Source organism: Devosia sp. FJ2-5-3 (genome assembly GCF_029201545.1).
Taxonomy (GTDB): domain Bacteria; phylum Pseudomonadota; class Alphaproteobacteria; order Rhizobiales; family Devosiaceae; genus Devosia.
The window spans coordinates 1,195,240-1,209,650 of sequence record NZ_CP104007.1; the positions used below are offsets into that span (position 1 = coordinate 1,195,240).

The 14,411-nt window shown below is 63.3% G+C and carries 11 protein-coding genes; 7 read left to right on the forward strand and 4 right to left on the reverse strand.

Features of this window, described 5'->3' with window-relative positions:
• Positions 1-7: 7 nt before the first annotated feature.
• From N0P34_RS05715 to N0P34_RS05740, 6 genes are all read left to right on the forward strand, one after another.
• Positions 8-1,048 carry an ABC transporter permease gene (locus tag N0P34_RS05715; RefSeq protein WP_275606051.1) on the forward strand — a complete coding sequence of 347 codons (1,041 nt, stop codon included), beginning with the start codon at positions 8-10 and terminating at the stop codon, positions 1,046-1,048.
• On the forward strand, positions 1,045-1,971 hold the full coding sequence (locus tag N0P34_RS05720; protein WP_275606052.1) for an ABC transporter permease: 927 nt from the start codon (positions 1,045-1,047) through the stop codon (positions 1,969-1,971). The genes N0P34_RS05715 and N0P34_RS05720 overlap by 4 nt, the downstream gene beginning before the upstream one ends.
• 40 nt (positions 1,972-2,011) lie before the next feature.
• Positions 2,012-3,094, forward strand: a complete 1,083-nt coding sequence (locus N0P34_RS05725) for a BMP family ABC transporter substrate-binding protein (protein WP_275606053.1) — start codon at positions 2,012-2,014, stop codon at positions 3,092-3,094.
• 77 nt (positions 3,095-3,171) lie between these two features.
• Complete coding sequence (locus N0P34_RS05730; RefSeq protein WP_275606054.1) at positions 3,172-4,395, forward strand: urate hydroxylase PuuD; 1,224 nt, start codon at positions 3,172-3,174, stop codon at positions 4,393-4,395.
• Positions 4,392-5,693 carry a guanine deaminase gene (guaD, locus tag N0P34_RS05735; protein WP_275606055.1) on the forward strand — a complete coding sequence of 434 codons (1,302 nt, stop codon included), beginning with the start codon at positions 4,392-4,394 and terminating at the stop codon, positions 5,691-5,693. The genes N0P34_RS05730 and guaD overlap by 4 nt, the downstream gene beginning before the upstream one ends.
• A gap of 55 nt (positions 5,694-5,748) precedes the next feature.
• Positions 5,749-7,911 carry a malate synthase G gene (locus N0P34_RS05740; RefSeq protein WP_275606056.1) on the forward strand — a complete coding sequence of 721 codons (2,163 nt, stop codon included), beginning with the start codon at positions 5,749-5,751 and terminating at the stop codon, positions 7,909-7,911.
• 480 nt (positions 7,912-8,391) lie between these two features.
• Here the strand turns inward: N0P34_RS05740 and N0P34_RS05745 are convergent, their stop codons facing one another.
• Genes N0P34_RS05745 through ade form a run of 3 tightly spaced genes read right to left on the reverse strand, consistent with a single transcriptional unit; the run spans position 8,392 to position 12,545 of the window.
• Complete coding sequence (locus N0P34_RS05745) at positions 8,392-9,150, reverse strand: DUF2470 domain-containing protein (RefSeq protein WP_275606057.1); 759 nt, start codon at positions 9,148-9,150, stop codon at positions 8,392-8,394.
• A gap of 55 nt (positions 9,151-9,205) precedes the next feature.
• Positions 9,206-10,831 (reverse strand): CocE/NonD family hydrolase, encoded by a 1,626-nt coding sequence (locus tag N0P34_RS05750; RefSeq protein WP_275606058.1) that lies wholly within the window; start codon positions 10,829-10,831, stop codon positions 9,206-9,208.
• 4 nt (positions 10,832-10,835) lie between these two features.
• The gene (gene ade / locus N0P34_RS05755) at positions 10,836-12,545 is read right to left on the reverse strand and encodes an adenine deaminase (protein WP_275606059.1); all 1,710 of its coding nucleotides are present in this window, start codon (positions 12,543-12,545) and stop codon (positions 10,836-10,838) included.
• A gap of 121 nt (positions 12,546-12,666) precedes the next feature.
• Between ade and N0P34_RS05760 the strand changes: the two genes are divergently transcribed.
• Positions 12,667-12,822: a hypothetical protein gene (locus N0P34_RS05760; RefSeq protein WP_275606060.1), complete on the forward strand. Its 156-nt coding sequence runs from the start codon at positions 12,667-12,669 to the stop codon at positions 12,820-12,822.
• On the opposite strand, the gene N0P34_RS05765 is transcribed toward N0P34_RS05760, so the two are convergent.
• Positions 12,803-14,293 carry a diguanylate cyclase gene (locus N0P34_RS05765; RefSeq protein WP_275606061.1) on the reverse strand — a complete coding sequence of 497 codons (1,491 nt, stop codon included), beginning with the start codon at positions 14,291-14,293 and terminating at the stop codon, positions 12,803-12,805. The genes N0P34_RS05760 and N0P34_RS05765 overlap by 20 nt on opposite strands.
• Positions 14,294-14,411 lie beyond the last annotated feature (118 nt).

Below are 14,411 nucleotides of genomic sequence, written 5' to 3' on the forward strand. Positions count from 1 at the left end.
CAAGGCAATGCTCTACCTGACCCCGATAGGGGCAGTGCTGGCAACAGCCATAGTGGGCGCCATTGTCTTCTCGCTGATCGGCTATGACGGCATCGGCGCGGTGCGGGAAATTTTTCTCACGCCGCTGCTCAATCCTCTCAAATGGCAGGATCTGGCCGTCAAATCGGCGCCGCTGATCATCATCGCTGTGGGGCTTTCCATCGGCTATCGGGCCAATGTGTGGAACATCGGCGCCGAGGGGCAATATGTGCTCGGAGGCCTCGCGGCCACGGGCGTTGCGCTGCTGACGCGCGATTTCAGCGGCCCGTGGATCCTGCCGCTGATGATCGTCGCGGGCATGCTGGGCGGCATGGCCTGGGCAGTCGTGCCTGCCTTTCTCAAGACCAGGCTGCAGGTCAACGAAATCCTCACCAGCCTGATGCTGACCTATGTCGCCATCCAGTTGCTCAATTATCTCGTCATCGGGCCCTGGAAGGACCCGATGGGGTTCGGCTTTCCGCAAACGCGGATGTTCACCGCCGACCAGATGCTGCCGCGCATCGTGCCGGGGACGATCGTTCATCTCGGCGCGCCGATCGCCATCGTGGTGGCCATTGCCGCATGGTTCTTCATGAGCCGGTCGGTTCTCGGCTACCAGATCAAGGTGGTGGGCGCGGCGCCGAGCGCAGCGCGCTATGGCGGGTTCTCGGTCAACAAGACCATCTGGCTGGCGCTGCTGACAAGCGGCGCCCTGGCCGGACTTGCCGGCGTGCTCGAAGCGGCTGGACCCTTCGGACGCATGGTGCCGTCTTTCCCGACCAATTACGGCTTTACCGCCATTATCGTCGCCTTTCTCGGGCGACTGCATCCGATCGGCATCATCTTCGCCGGTCTCGCCATGGCAGTTGCCGTGGTGGGCGGGGAAGTGGCGCAGACCACGATCAAGCTGCCCGTTGCCGCGGTCGGCATTTTCCAGGCCATGATGCTGTTCTTCCTGCTCGCCAGCGACGTCTTGGTGCGCTACCGCGTGCGGTTGGGGACACGGCGCGAATTGGAGGTGGCGCGATGAACCCGGATTTGCTGATCCCGATCATCATCACGCTGGTTGGGGCCTCGACGCCGATCCTCATCGCCGGCCTCGGTGAGCTTGTGGTCGAAAAGAGCGGCGTGCTCAATCTCGGTGTCGAGGGGATGATGCTGATCGGCGCGGTCGTCGCCTTTGCCGTCACCTATACGACCGGCAATCACTGGCTGGCGATCCTCTGCGCAGCCCTGGCGGCCACCGCCGCCTCGATGATCTTCGCTTTCCTGACGCTGACCCTGTCGGCCAGCCAGGTGGCGACGGGCCTCGCCCTGACCATTTTCGGCACGGGGTTTTCCGCCCTGTTCGGGCAGGCTTATACCGGCAAGCCGATTGCCATCTTTGACTCGGTGTTTCCCGACGAGCTGGAAAACCACCCGTTCTGGCGCGTGGTGTTCGATCACAGCCCGCTGGTGTTCTTCTCGCTGTTCATGGTGGTGGCGGTCTGGTGGTTTCTCAACAAGAGCCGGGCAGGGCTGATCTTGCGGGCCGTGGGCGAGAATGATTTTTCGGCCCATTCCATCGGCTATTCGGTGATCAAGGTGCGCTATGCCGCCGTCGCGTTCGGCGGCGCCATGGCAGGGATCGCCGGGAGCTGCTTTCCGCTGTTGCTCACCCCACAATGGGCCGAGCGGCTGACGGCGGGCCGGGGTTGGATTGCTCTGGCTCTCGTGGTGTTCGCCGCCTGGCGACCCTTCCGGCTTCTCGCCGGCGCCTATCTCTTCGGGCTGGTGATGACCATCGAGGTCTACACCAAGGCTTCGGGCAGCATGGGCCTCTTCCCGTCCGAATTCTGGGCGGCTCTACCCTATCTGGCGACGATCATCGTTCTCGTGCTGATCTCGCTGCGGCGCTCCGGAAACTCGGCCGCGCCGGCCTGCCTGGGCAAGCCTTTTATGCCCGGCCAATAATAACAATAAGCCTAGAGATGTCAGTCAAGGAGAAGACAGCATGACTATTCTAACCCGCCGTACGGCGCTCAAGCTTGGAGCCGCCGGCTTCATGCTCACGATTGCGAGCCAGCTCGCCCTCGGCCAGGACGGCCCGCTCAAGATCGGTTTCGTCAATGTCGGCCCCAAGGACGACAATGGCTGGACCTATGGCCACTGGGTTGCCGCACAGGCGCTCGAGGAAGAATTCGGCGATGCGATCGAAATCACCTTCGTGGAAAGCGTGCCGGAAGGCCCGGACTGCGAACGCGTGCTGCGCGAACTGGCCCAGCAGGGCAACAAGATCATCTTCGCCACCAGCTTCGGCTTCGGCGACTATGTGATCAAGGTCGCCCGCGAATTCCCCGACGTGATCTTCGAGCACGCCACCGGCTACCAGCGCTCGGAAAATGTCGGCACCTATAACGCCCGCTTCCACGAAGGTCGCGCCGTCATGGGGACGCTGGCCGGTCATCTCAGCCAGACCAAGAATATCGGCTATATCGGCTCGTTCCCGATCCCCGAAGTGGTGATGGGCATCAACGCCTTCACGCTCGCTGCCCGCAAGATCAACCCGGAAATCACCGTGAACGTGGTCTGGCTCTCGAGCTGGCACGACCCGGCCAAGGAAGCCGACGCGGCCCGCGCCCTCATCGACCAGGGCGCCGACATCATCGTGCAGCACACGGACGGCCCGGCGGCTCTCCAGGTTGCCGAAGAGCGCGGCATCATCGGTGGTTTCGGCCAGGGCGCCGACATGAGCGCCTTCGCGCCCAAGTCGCACCTCTCCGCGATCATCGACGTCTGGGCACCGCACTATATCCAGGTGATCAAGGATGTGCAGGCCGGTACCTGGGTTTCCGACGACAGCTGGCCGGGCATTGCCGCGGGCGAAGTGGTCATCGGGCCCTATAACGAGAAGATCCCGGCCGACGTCGTCGCCGCTGCCGAAGCCGTCAAGGCCGGTATCGTCGATGGTTCGGTCAATCCGTTCACCGGCCCGATCGTCGACAACACCGGCACCGAGCGCGTGCCGGCCGGCCAGACCATCGATGACGCAGGCCTCTGGGCCATGGACTGGTATGTCGAGGGCGTGAAGGCCTAAGCGGCCTTTTCATCCACGACCTCACGACAAAAGGGGGGCGGGTTCATCCCCGCCCTCAACCTTGAAGGGGAGCCGAAATGGGCGATCTAGCTATTTTCTATGAATGGTCGATGTTTGCAGTGCGCTGGCTGCATGTGGTGACGGCCATCGCCTGGATCGGCTCATCCTTTTACTTCATTGCGCTCGACCTTGGCCTGCGCAAGACGCCGAGCCTGCCGCCGCTCGCCCATGGCGAGGAATGGCAGGTGCATGGCGGGGGCTTTTATCACATCCAGAAATATCTCGTGGCGCCGGAATTTTTGCCCGAGCACCTGACCTGGTTCAAATGGGAAAGCTACGCGACCTGGCTATCGGGCGCGATGCTTCTGGCGCTGCTCTATTATGTGGGCGCGGACCTTTTCCTCATCGATCGCAATGTGCTCGACGTGCCCAATTGGGTGGCGATCCTGCTCTCGGCGGGCTCGATCGTCTTGGGCTGGCTGCTTTATGACGCGCTTTGCAAATCACCCATTGGCCAATCGACCACGGGGCTGATGCTGGTGTTGTTCGCGATCCTCGTGGCGATGAGCTGGGGCTATACGCAGCTTTTCACCGGCCGCGCGGCGATGCTGCATATGGGCGCGTTTACCGCGACCATCATGACGGCGAACGTTGCCATGATTATCATTCCCAACCAGAAGATCGTGGTGGGTGATCTCAAGGCGGGGCGCGTGCCGGACGCCAAATATGGCAAGATCGCCAAGCAGCGGAGCCTCCATAACAACTACCTGACGCTGCCCGTTATCTTTTTCATGCTCTCGAGCCACTATCCGCTGGCCTTCGCCACGCAGTGGAACTGGGTGATCGCTTCGCTGATCTTCCTCGTCGGCGTGGTCATCCGGCACTATTTCAACACCCGCCACGCAAGGAAGGGCAATCCGCACTGGACCTGGGCGGTCGCGGTGATCCTCTTCCTCATCATCGCCTGGCTCTCGACGGCGCCGAAGATCGGCGAGAGCGGGGAGGCACTGGTGTCGGCTAGCGCCGAACGTTTCATGGCGGCCGAGCATTTCGAGGCGGCGAGCCTTGCGGTGCAGACACGCTGCGCCATGTGCCACACGGCTGAGCCGAGCTGGGAGGGCGTCTACCAGGCGCCCAAGCATGTCATTCTCGACAACGACGCTGATATCGCCAACCATGCCCATGAGATTGCGATCCAGGCCGGTTATTCGCACGCCATGCCGCCGGGCAATGTCACCGCCATGACCGATGCGGAGCGCGCGCTGCTGGTTGAGTGGTTCCGCGAGGGGTCGGGGTCATGACCCGCACAATTCTGCGCGGTCGGGTACTGAGCTTTGTCCGTGCGCCGCAGGGGATCGAGGATAGCAAGAGCTATCTCTATCTCGAGGACGGCGCCGTCACCATGGCGGATGGCAGCATCGTGTCGGTGGGGGAGTTTGAGGCCGCCGACAAGAGCGATGCCATTGTCATCGACCACCGGCCGAACCTGATCCTGCCTGGGTTCATCGATCTGCACCTGCACTATGTGCAGAGCCAGATGCTGGCGGCTTATGCCGGCTCGCTGCTCGAGTGGCTCAATACCTATACCTTCATCGAGGAGCAGAAATTCTCCCAGCAGGGCCATGCCGATGCGGTGGCGGTGGATTTTTACGACAATCTGATCCGCCACGGCACGACCACGGCGGTGGCCTATTGCTCGAGCCATCCGCGCTCGGTGGATGCCTATTTTGCCGAGGCGCAGCGGCGCAATATGCTTGTCGTCGGCGGCAAGGTGATGATGGATCGCAATGCGCCCGAGGCGCTCTGCGACAGTGCCCAGTCCGGCTATGACGACACTAAGGCGCTGATCGCGCGTTGGCATGGGCGGGGTCGGGCGCACTACGCCATTTCGCCGCGCTTTGCCATTACCTCGACGCCCGAGCAGCTCGAGATGAGCCGGGCCTTGGTGGCTGAGCACCCTGATTGCTATGTGCAGACCCATCTCGGGGAAAACGACGCCGAGATCGCCTATTCCATGGAGCTCTATCCGGCGGCCAAGGACTATACCGGCATCTACGAGGATCATGGGCTTTTAGGGCCCAAGACGCTGCTGGGACACTGCATCCATCTCAACCATCGCGAGACCGCGGTGTTGGCTGAGACCGGATCGGTGGCGGTGTTCTGCCCGACGTCCAATCTTTTCCTCGGCTCGGGCCTGTTCGATCTTGACCGGCTGAGCAAGGCCGGGGTGCGGATCGGGCTCGCCACTGATATCGGCGGGGGCACCAGCTTTTCCATGCTCCGCACCATGGATGAGGGGTTCAAGATCCAGCAATTGCGCGGGCATCGCTGGAACCCGCTGGCCAGTTTCCACCAGTCGACGCGCGGCAATGCCGAGGCGCTGGGGCTGGCCGACAGGATCGGAACCATCGCCCCGGGCAGCGACGCCGATCTCATCGTGCTCGATGCGCGGGCGACCCCGGCCATGCGGATGCGCATGGCAACAGTGGAAACGCTCGTCGAAGAATTGTTCCTGCTCCAGACGATGGGCGACGATCGGGCAATAGCCGAAGTCTATGTTGCTGGCGCAAAGGCGAAGTCAACTTTAGGCGGGTTGTGACACAAGCTGCGATGGCCTAAAGCTGTCGCCAAGCTGTTATCAAAAGGCATATGGTATGAGCGACTACCCAACGAAATCCGGCCTTTCTGTTCATCCGCTGCTGGTGGATTTCGTCGAAAAGGAAGCCCTTCCCGGGCTGGCCGTGAGTGCAGACCAGTTCTGGAACGGACTGGCGGCCCTGGCCAAAGAACATGTCCCGACCAATGAGCGCCTGCTGGCCAAGCGCGACGATATCCAGGGCAAGATCGATGACTGGCATCGCGCCAATGGCGCCGTGGCCGGCAAGGAAGACGCCTATCAGGCGTTCCTGCGCGAGATCGGCTATCTCGTCGACGAGCCCGCTGACTTCTCCATCGAGACCGAAAACCTCGACCCGGAAATTTCCAGCATTTGCGGCCCCCAGCTGGTGGTGCCGGTTTCCAATGCCCGCTATGCGCTGAACGCGGCCAATGCCCGTTTCGGCAGCCTTTACGATGCGCTCTATGGCACCGACGCGATCAGCCGCGATGGCGATCTGGCGCCGGGCAGGGGTTTTAACGAGGCACGCGCCGCCGCCGTTGTGGCCAAGGCGGCCGAATTCCTCGATGCCAGCTTCCCTCTGGCAGGCGGCAGCCACAAGGATGCAACAGGCTATCACATCGTCCAGGAAGGCGATGTGAAGATGCTGTTCGTCGACACGTCTATCGGTCGCACCGGCCTGCGCGATCCCGACGCATTTGTCGGCTATGCCGGCACGGAAAAATCCGGCGAGATCGTGCTCAAGCACAATGGCTTGCATGTGATCCTGGTGATCGCTCCGGAAACCGCTATCGGCTCCAAGCACGCTGCCGGCCTTAGCGACGTCGTTGTCGAGGCCGCGCTGACCACGATCCAGGATTGTGAAGATTCGGTCGCGGCCGTCGATGCCGAAGACAAGGTCGGCGTTTATCGCAATTGGCTTGGCCTGATGAACGGGACCCTTGAGGACACGTTCGAAAAGGGCGGCAAGCAGGTTACCCGCAAGCTCAGTGCCGACCGGACCTATAAGGACATTCGCGGCAATGAGCTGGTGCTCAAGGGCCGCTCGCTGCTGCTGGTGCGCAATGTTGGTCACCTGATGACCACCGATGCGGTGCTGCTCGATGGCAAGCCGATCGGCGAAGGCTTGATGGATGCCGCCGTGACCGCGCTCTGCGCGATGCATGACAAGGGCGGCAATTCGCGGACCGGCGCAACCTATGTGGTCAAGCCCAAGATGCATGGCCCCGAGGAAGTGGCCTTTGCCTGCGCCATCTTCGCCTCGGTCGAAAAGTTCCTGGGCCTTGCGCCCAATACGATCAAGATCGGCATCATGGACGAGGAGCGCCGCACCTCGGCCAACCTCAAGGCTGCCATCTATGAAGCGCGTGAGCGCGTGTTCTTCATCAATACGGGCTTCCTCGACCGCACCGGCGACGAAATCCATACCTCGATGGAAGCCGGCCCGGTGCTGCGCAAGGACGAGATCAAGGCCGAGCGCTGGATTGCTTCCTACGAAGACCGCAACGTTCTGATTGGTCTGGCTTGCGGGTTCTCGGGCAAGGCCCAGATCGGCAAGGGCATGTGGGCGCGTCCCGACGACATGGCTGCGATGATGGAGTCCAAGATCGGCCATCCGAACGCGGGCGCCAATACCGCCTGGGTGCCGTCGCCGACCGCCGCGATCCTCCACGCGCTGCACTATCACCAGGTCGATGTGTTCGAGGCCCAGCGCCGTCGGCACAACCAGGCTCTGCCGGGTCTCAGCGAACTGTTCTCCATGCCGGCGCTCGACGCCTCGACCCTCAGCCACGACGAGATCGTGCGCGAGCTCGAGAACAATGCGCAGGGCATTCTGGGCTATGTCGTCCGCTGGGTGCAGCAGGGCGTGGGCTGTTCCAAGGTGCCTGACATCAACAATGTCGGCCTGATGGAAGACCGCGCCACCTGCCGCATTTCGAGCCAGGCCGTTGCCAACTGGCTGCGCCACGGCCTCGTCAGCCGCGACGAGGTGACCTCGGTGTTCGAGCGCATGGCCAAGGTGGTCGATGAGCAGAACGCCGGCGACCCGATCTATCGGCCGATGGCCGAGAATTATCAGTCGGTGGCCTTCCAGGCCGCGCTCGATCTGGCGCTCAAGGGCGTCGACCAGCCGAGCGGCTACACCGAACCGCTGCTCCACGCCGCCCGCCGCAAGGTCAAGGCCCGCGACAAGAAGTAGACATTTTGGTTTTTGAGTTGGAAGACCCCCGCGTGAGCGGGGGTTTTTGTATTTGGGGGGATGGTGCGAAGGCTACCCCCTCCCGAGCGCCGCTAGGGCCTGCGGCCTAAGCTTTGCTTGCCCTCCCCTCAAGGGGGAGGGTGGAGACGGCGACGGAGCCGAGGACTGAGGAAGTACCCCCTCCTAACCTCCCCCTGAAAAGGGGGAGGGACGCATCGGGGAGCGGGACGGATTAAAGTGCACTGACGGGCTCCTCCCCCTATCAGGGGGAGGTTGGGTGGGGGTGTTCTGGTGCGCTATTCCGGAGGATGGCCCTGGAGCGGCGCTCGGGCATTGCGGTCTTTGCCTTCGTTCTTGCGCGGAGCTTCCCTCGGGCTTGACCCGAGGGTCTCTCTTCGCGGGCACGTTTCCAGTAAGGGGGCTCGCGGAGTGGCCCTCGGGTCAAGCCCGAGGGAAGCCTAGTGAGGAGGTCACAAAGACCTAAATTTCCATCAGGCCGACGCGGGCAGTGCGGGCCATTTGGACGAGGGTGAGGTGCATGTCCTGCGGGACGGAGAGCGTCTTCTCGAACCAGATGCGGCGAGTGTCGTCGCCATTGGCGAGGTCGATACCTTCGGCGTCGGTGCCGGTGAGGACCCATTTGCCGCCGGGGGCCTTGGCGTAGAAGCGGGCATAGATGTCGATTGCTTCGGCGTGGTCCTCGTTCATGTGCTCGAGGGCGTTGGCTTCGGCGGCGGCAAGGGCGGGGTCGGCGCTGGAGAGCAGGTCGGTGGCCACCATGGCGAAGGCCTTGCCGAAGCCGCCATTGAAGCTGGCGTTGACGGGCTCGAGGCGGACAAAGCGGAAATCGCCGAGGTCGGCATAGAGTTTTGCCTTGGGCTGGTGGGCGAGGTAGCGGGCGTAAAGGCGCGGGTGGTCGGCGCTGGCGCGCTCAATGATTTTCGCCTCGGCCGAGATGGTGATGCGCGCGTGGGCGAGGGGGTCGCCCTTGCCGGTTTCGCCCAGCAGGAGGGAGCAGCGCGGATCGGCTCGGAGCGCCGGGAAATGGGCGGCGAGGCCGGAAATCAGCAGGATCGGGGCGCCATCGAAATCGGTGGAGACGCCGACGCGGGTGACCTGGGGAGCGCCGGTCTTGGGATCAAGCGTGGCGATGGCACCGTGGCGGGCGGTGCGGATGATGGTCTTGGCCCAGCGGCGGGCCTCGTCATCGGTGGGTTGGAGAAGGTCTTTTTCGGTCATCGCACGGCTCCGGACAATGCGGTCGGAGTAGGTGAATAAAAGGTGAGCGTCAATATCAGATTATATCATAAACCGGCAGCACGATGTGGCTTCCGGCATGCAGGATCTCGACGTCATTGGCGATAAGCTTTGTGGCCGTGGCGATGTGTTCCCCCGTGCCGGGATTGCGGGCGTAGCGGGGGTGGGCGCCGGAAGCGATGAGAAGGCGCGATCTGTGGCCGGCGCGGAAGGAATGGGACGTCGCGTGAAGGGGGATGGTGAGGCGCCAGGACCCGTCGGGCTCCCGCGGGGTGTCCGGGGTGACGCGGACAAAGCCGTCGCAGATATTGGTCGATATTCCGTCAGGGTCGACATCGCAGAGGCGGACGAAGAAATCGACATGGGGCAGGCTGGCCCGCGCGTGGAGCGTGACCTGGCACTGGCCGATAATGGTGACCTCGTCGCGGATTTCCGGGCCGGTATAGACGAGGATATCCGGGCGGGCTTCGAGGGGAGCGTTGTCGACGGCTCCGGCGCCGGTGAAGGCGAAAATGGCGCCACCGAGGTTGGGGGTGGGGTCGTTGGGATCATAGCGATAGGTGTCGGCGCCTTTTTTCGCGGGGACCCGCGCCAGTTTGCGGTCAGCACTGAGATGGAGCGTGCGCAGGGCGGGTGGCCCGGGCGGATAGGCGTCGAATTCGTGCCAGCTGTTGCGGCCGGAAATGTGGAGGTGCACTGGCTTTTGGCGGAGGCCGGAGCTGTCGCCCATGAGCTTGGCGCGCATCCATAAAATGGTCTCGCGGAGATTGTCGCGCTGCAGCTCCTCGGCGATGTGAAACCAGGTGCCGATGGTGAGATAGGGGGTGTGGCCGAGGGCGACGAGGCGCTGATAATCGGCCAGGAGGGGATCGAGCATGAAATCGTACCAGCCGGAGATGAAATGGACCGGCGGGGTGTTTTTCGAGAGGCGATGGCTGTGGTCGAGTTCTTCCCAGAAGGCGTCATTGCCGATGGCGTGCTCGAACCAGTGGCGCCAGAAGCCGATCTTGTGGCCGACGACGGCCTTGTCGGCATTGATGAGCGGCAGCACGGCTGCGGCGCGCTCGGTGCGGCGCTCGATATCGCCGGAGAACATGCGGGCGGCGGTGGTGAGGGGGCGATTGCGCAGGCCCTCGATGACCTGCACCCAGGAGAGCCAGAGGTTGAGGTGGAAGGCGCCGGAGGGGAAGACCACGGGGCGGAAATTGGAGGTAGTGACTTTCGTCGCCATGGCGGAGATTTTGGGCAGGGCGTCGCTGATCGCCCATTGGGCATAGCCGAGATAGGAGGGGCCGGTGAGCCCAAGGCGGCCATCGAACCAGTCCTGCTGCTCGATCCAGCGGAGGGTGGCTAGGCCATCGGCGCGCTCATTGGCGAAGGGGTCGAATTCGCCCCCGGAGCGCTCGGTGCCGCGGCAGGCCTGGACGATGACGTGGAAACCGCGCTCGGCATAGGCCTGGGCGATGGGGGCGAAGCCGCGCCGGCCATAGGGCAGGCGCATGAGGATGGTGGGGTGGGGCCCCCCGGCGCGCGGGGCGTAGTGATCGGTCTTGAGGACCACGCCGTCGTCCATGGTAAGGCTCAGTCCACGGGTCTTCCTGACGGCATTGAGGCGGGGCGGGAGATCTTCGACCCAGGCCAGGTAGAGCGTGGAAAGGCTCATTTGATCAGCTCACAAAGTCGAATTTGTCGACGTCGAAAAGGCCGCGGTCGGTCATCTTGAGGTGGGGGATGACCGGCAGGGCGAGGAAGGCCACCTGAAGGAACGGCTCGGGGAGGACGCAGTCGAGCGCCTTGGCCGCGTCGCGGAGGTGGTGGAGATCGTGGGCGACATCCTCGAAGGATTTTGGGCTCATGAGGCCGGCGATGGGAAGGGCGAGCTCGGCGGTGATGGCGCCGCCATTGGCGACGACGAAGCCGCCGCCAAGCTCGATGAGCCGGTTGACCGCTGCGGCCATGTCGTCGTCGTTGGCGCCGACCACTGTGATGTTGTGGCTGTCGTGGCCGACCGAGGAGGCGATGGCGCCGCGCTTGAGCCCAAAACCCTTGACGAAGGAGCGGCCGATATTGCCGTTCTTGCCGTGGCGTTCGATGACGGCGACTTTGATGACATCGGCATCGAGATCAGGCTGGAGGCCTTTCTCGGTCGTGGCGAGGCTGGCTTCCTCGCGGAAGGTGAGGATGAGGCCGGGCTTGACGCCGATGACGGGCACACGGTTCTGGCCGGGTTTGGGCTCGGTGATGAAGGCTTCGGCGGTGACGGGCTTTGCCTTCATCGAGGTGAGGCCGACTGGCTCGACGTGTCCGCGGGTGTCGAAGAGGTCGGGGGTGACATGGCGTCCGGCGGCGATGACGTCGGAGACGCGGCACTCTTCAAGGCTATCGACGAGCACGATATCGGCGCGCCAGCCGGGGCCGAGGAGGCCGCGATCCCTGAGGCCAAAGATGCGGGCGGCGGAGTGGCTGGCGGCGCGGTAGACGTGGTGCAGGGGGCGGCCCATGGCGATGAGGCGACGGATGGAGCTATCGAGATGCCCCTCTTCGGCGATGTCGAGGGGATTGCGGTCGTCGGTGCAGAGGGCGACGAAGCTCGAGGTGTTTTCGTCGAGGATCTCGGCCAGCGCCACGAGGTCTTTTGAGACCGAGCCCTCGCGGATAAGGATGGCCATGCCCTTGGCGAGCTTTTCGCGGGCCTCGGCGGCGGAGGTGGCTTCATGGTCGGTGCGGATGCCGGCGGCGAGATAGCCATTGAGGCCCTGGCCGAGCAGGAGCGGCGCGTGGCCGTCGATATGGCCGTCCTGATAGGCGACCAGCTTGGCGAGAATGCCCGGGTCGGCGTTGAGCACGCCGGGAAAATTCATCATTTCGGCAAGGCCCAGCGCCTTGGGATGGCTGCGGAAGGGCAGAAGGTCTTCGATCTCGAGCTGGGCGCCGGCGGTTTCGAACGGTGTGGCCGGCACGCAGGAGGACAGATTGACCCGCACATCCATGATGGTGCGCTCGGCGCTGTCGAGGAAATAGCGGATGCCTTCGGCGCCGAGGACATTGGCGATTTCATGGGGATCGCAGAGCACGGTGGTGACGCCGTGGGGCAGGACGCAGCGATCGAATTCGAGCGGGGTGACCAGGGACGATTCGATGTGGAGGTGGGTATCGATGAAGCCGGGGACGGCAAAGCGGCCGGTGCCGTCGATGATTTCGGCGCCCTCATACTGGGCGTGGGTGCCGACAATGCGGTCGGCGACGATGGCGATATCGGTGGTGGTGACAGCGCCGGTGATCACATCGAGCAGGCCGACATTGCGGATGACCAGATCCGCAGGCTCCTTGCCCTGGCCGGCATTGATCATTCGGGTCAGGGTCTCGGGCGCTGTCATCGGGGCATGGTCCTGGAGGAAAAGTCCTCGCGAGGGTCGACCGGGGCCGCCGCGGCGTCAAGTCCCTGCGGAACCGGCGTGGCCGGCAGACGTTGGATCACACAAGCCCAAGGAGAGCGTCATGGAAACTTACGACCCCCACAAATCCAAGACCGAAGTGCGCCAGGCCAGCCCGCGCAAGATGAATTTGCGCGTTCTGGTGACGTCGCTCATCGGCATCGTCGTGGCATTCGTCGTAATCTTCGTCATCTACTCGCTCATGCAGCCGTCACAGTGATGCGAGCGGGAGCGCGTGATGGAAAGGCCGCATCAAGGTCGGCCCCGTCCGCCTGCGTCTTTTCACTCGGGGCGTCCGCGTAAAAGCAATAGCGGTTCCGCCCGCCATTCTTTGCCCGGTAGAGCGCCTCATCGGCGTTCGAGACCAGTTTTGTCCCGGTAGTCCCCATATCAGGGGCCATGGCAAGCCCGATGCTGACGCCGATCGTGGCGCGATGGCCGCCAAGGTCGAACGGCATGGCGAGAGATGAGACGATTTCGCCTGCCAGCTGTGCCGCGGCACTGGATGTGGCGGACAGGATAATCGAAAATTCGTCACCGCCGAGGCGCGCAAGCGTTCCGCCGGCGGGCAGCCTGGCCTCGATGCGGCGCGCCACTTCGACCAGCAGGGCGTCCCCGGCGTCATGGCCGAGCGTGTCGTTCACCTGTTTGAAGCGATCGAGATCGAGCGCGAGCAGGGCAATCTTTCCACCATCGGCCGATATCGCGGCCATTTTTCTGGCCAGTTCGGCGTCAAAAAGGCGCCGATTGCCAAGGCCCGTCAGGGGATCGTGTAGCGCGCGATGGTCTGCTTCCTCGCGTTCGGCGCGCAGATGCTTGAGCGCCAGGCGCAGATTGCGCAGCAGGAAGCCAATGATGACGCCGGCAATACCCAGCCCGATCAATAGCGTCGGAAGCGTTTCGGTGACCAGCCGCGCGCCCGGCGTGAGCGGCCGCCAATTGATCCAGGTGACGGTCTTGCCATCGCGGTCGATTATGGGGCTGTGGGCCCATTCCCCGGTCGGCTTGGGCTCCCGCGCGAAAATGGGGGACGACAACAGATATTGATCGCCGAGATAGTCGGCCATCTCCTGATCCAGCGGCAGGACGGAGATGAAGAGCGGTTCGGTTCCCGGCTCCATGCTGGTGCCGTCGCTATAGGGAAGCATCGGCATGACCCCGACGATAGCGGGCTCTCCCTCAAAAACCATCACGTCAATCTGCGACGGTACGGTCGAGGACATGCCCTTGCAGTAGGCCGATATCCTGGCGCGACCCTCCCGGCTTCGTATATTCTCGATCAGCGGCGCGAGAAGAGGGAGTTGTTCGCCGAAGGATTTGGGCGGTACCTCTCCGCCTTCCTGCAGGGCGACGATAGGCTTGAGATTGCCATCGAGAATGATCGTCCGGGAATGACCGTAATATTCAAAAGCGGCCAGACCCAGATAATCGGCCAGCCATTGCCGGTCGCCACGCTCATAGGCTTGCACGGCCTCGTCCCAGACGGCCAGATGCGCCTGGGCATATCCCACCTGACTGATGACTTCGGCCATGGCCCTTTCGATCAGGACCTGCTCCCGCTGGGTGGTGTCCACATCGATGCGTTGCGCCGACCATGTGAGAGAGAGGGCCAGGGCAATGGTCGTCACCAGCGCCGCCGCAACGGTGGGCATGAGAAAGCGGACGGAAAACCGGGACGTATTTTTCTGCACTGGATAAACCCCTCTCAATGCAGAAAAAATGGCGTGCGCCCGTTAGCAGAGCGTGAATTTCGATCCGGTGGCGTGGTTTGAGGTTAACGGGGAATTGGCGGCGGGCCGTCTGCAGTTT

Coding starts and splice junctions, on each gene's coding strand:
- N0P34_RS05715 (WP_275606051.1), top strand. CDS start 8: ATGCTCTACCTGACCCCGATAGGGGCAGTGCTGGCAACAGCCATAGTG.
- N0P34_RS05720 (WP_275606052.1), top strand. CDS start 1,045: ATGAACCCGGATTTGCTGATCCCGATCATCATCACGCTGGTTGGGGCC.
- N0P34_RS05725 (WP_275606053.1), top strand. CDS start 2,012: ATGACTATTCTAACCCGCCGTACGGCGCTCAAGCTTGGAGCCGCCGGC.
- N0P34_RS05730 (WP_275606054.1), top strand. CDS start 3,172: ATGGGCGATCTAGCTATTTTCTATGAATGGTCGATGTTTGCAGTGCGC.
- guaD (WP_275606055.1), top strand. CDS start 4,392: ATGACCCGCACAATTCTGCGCGGTCGGGTACTGAGCTTTGTCCGTGCG.
- N0P34_RS05740 (WP_275606056.1), top strand. CDS start 5,749: ATGAGCGACTACCCAACGAAATCCGGCCTTTCTGTTCATCCGCTGCTG.
- N0P34_RS05745 (WP_275606057.1), bottom strand. CDS start 9,150: ATGACCGAAAAAGACCTTCTCCAACCCACCGATGACGAGGCCCGCCGC.
- N0P34_RS05750 (WP_275606058.1), bottom strand. CDS start 10,831: ATGAGCCTTTCCACGCTCTACCTGGCCTGGGTCGAAGATCTCCCGCCC.
- ade (WP_275606059.1), bottom strand. CDS start 12,545: ATGACAGCGCCCGAGACCCTGACCCGAATGATCAATGCCGGCCAGGGC.
- N0P34_RS05760 (WP_275606060.1), top strand. CDS start 12,667: ATGGAAACTTACGACCCCCACAAATCCAAGACCGAAGTGCGCCAGGCC.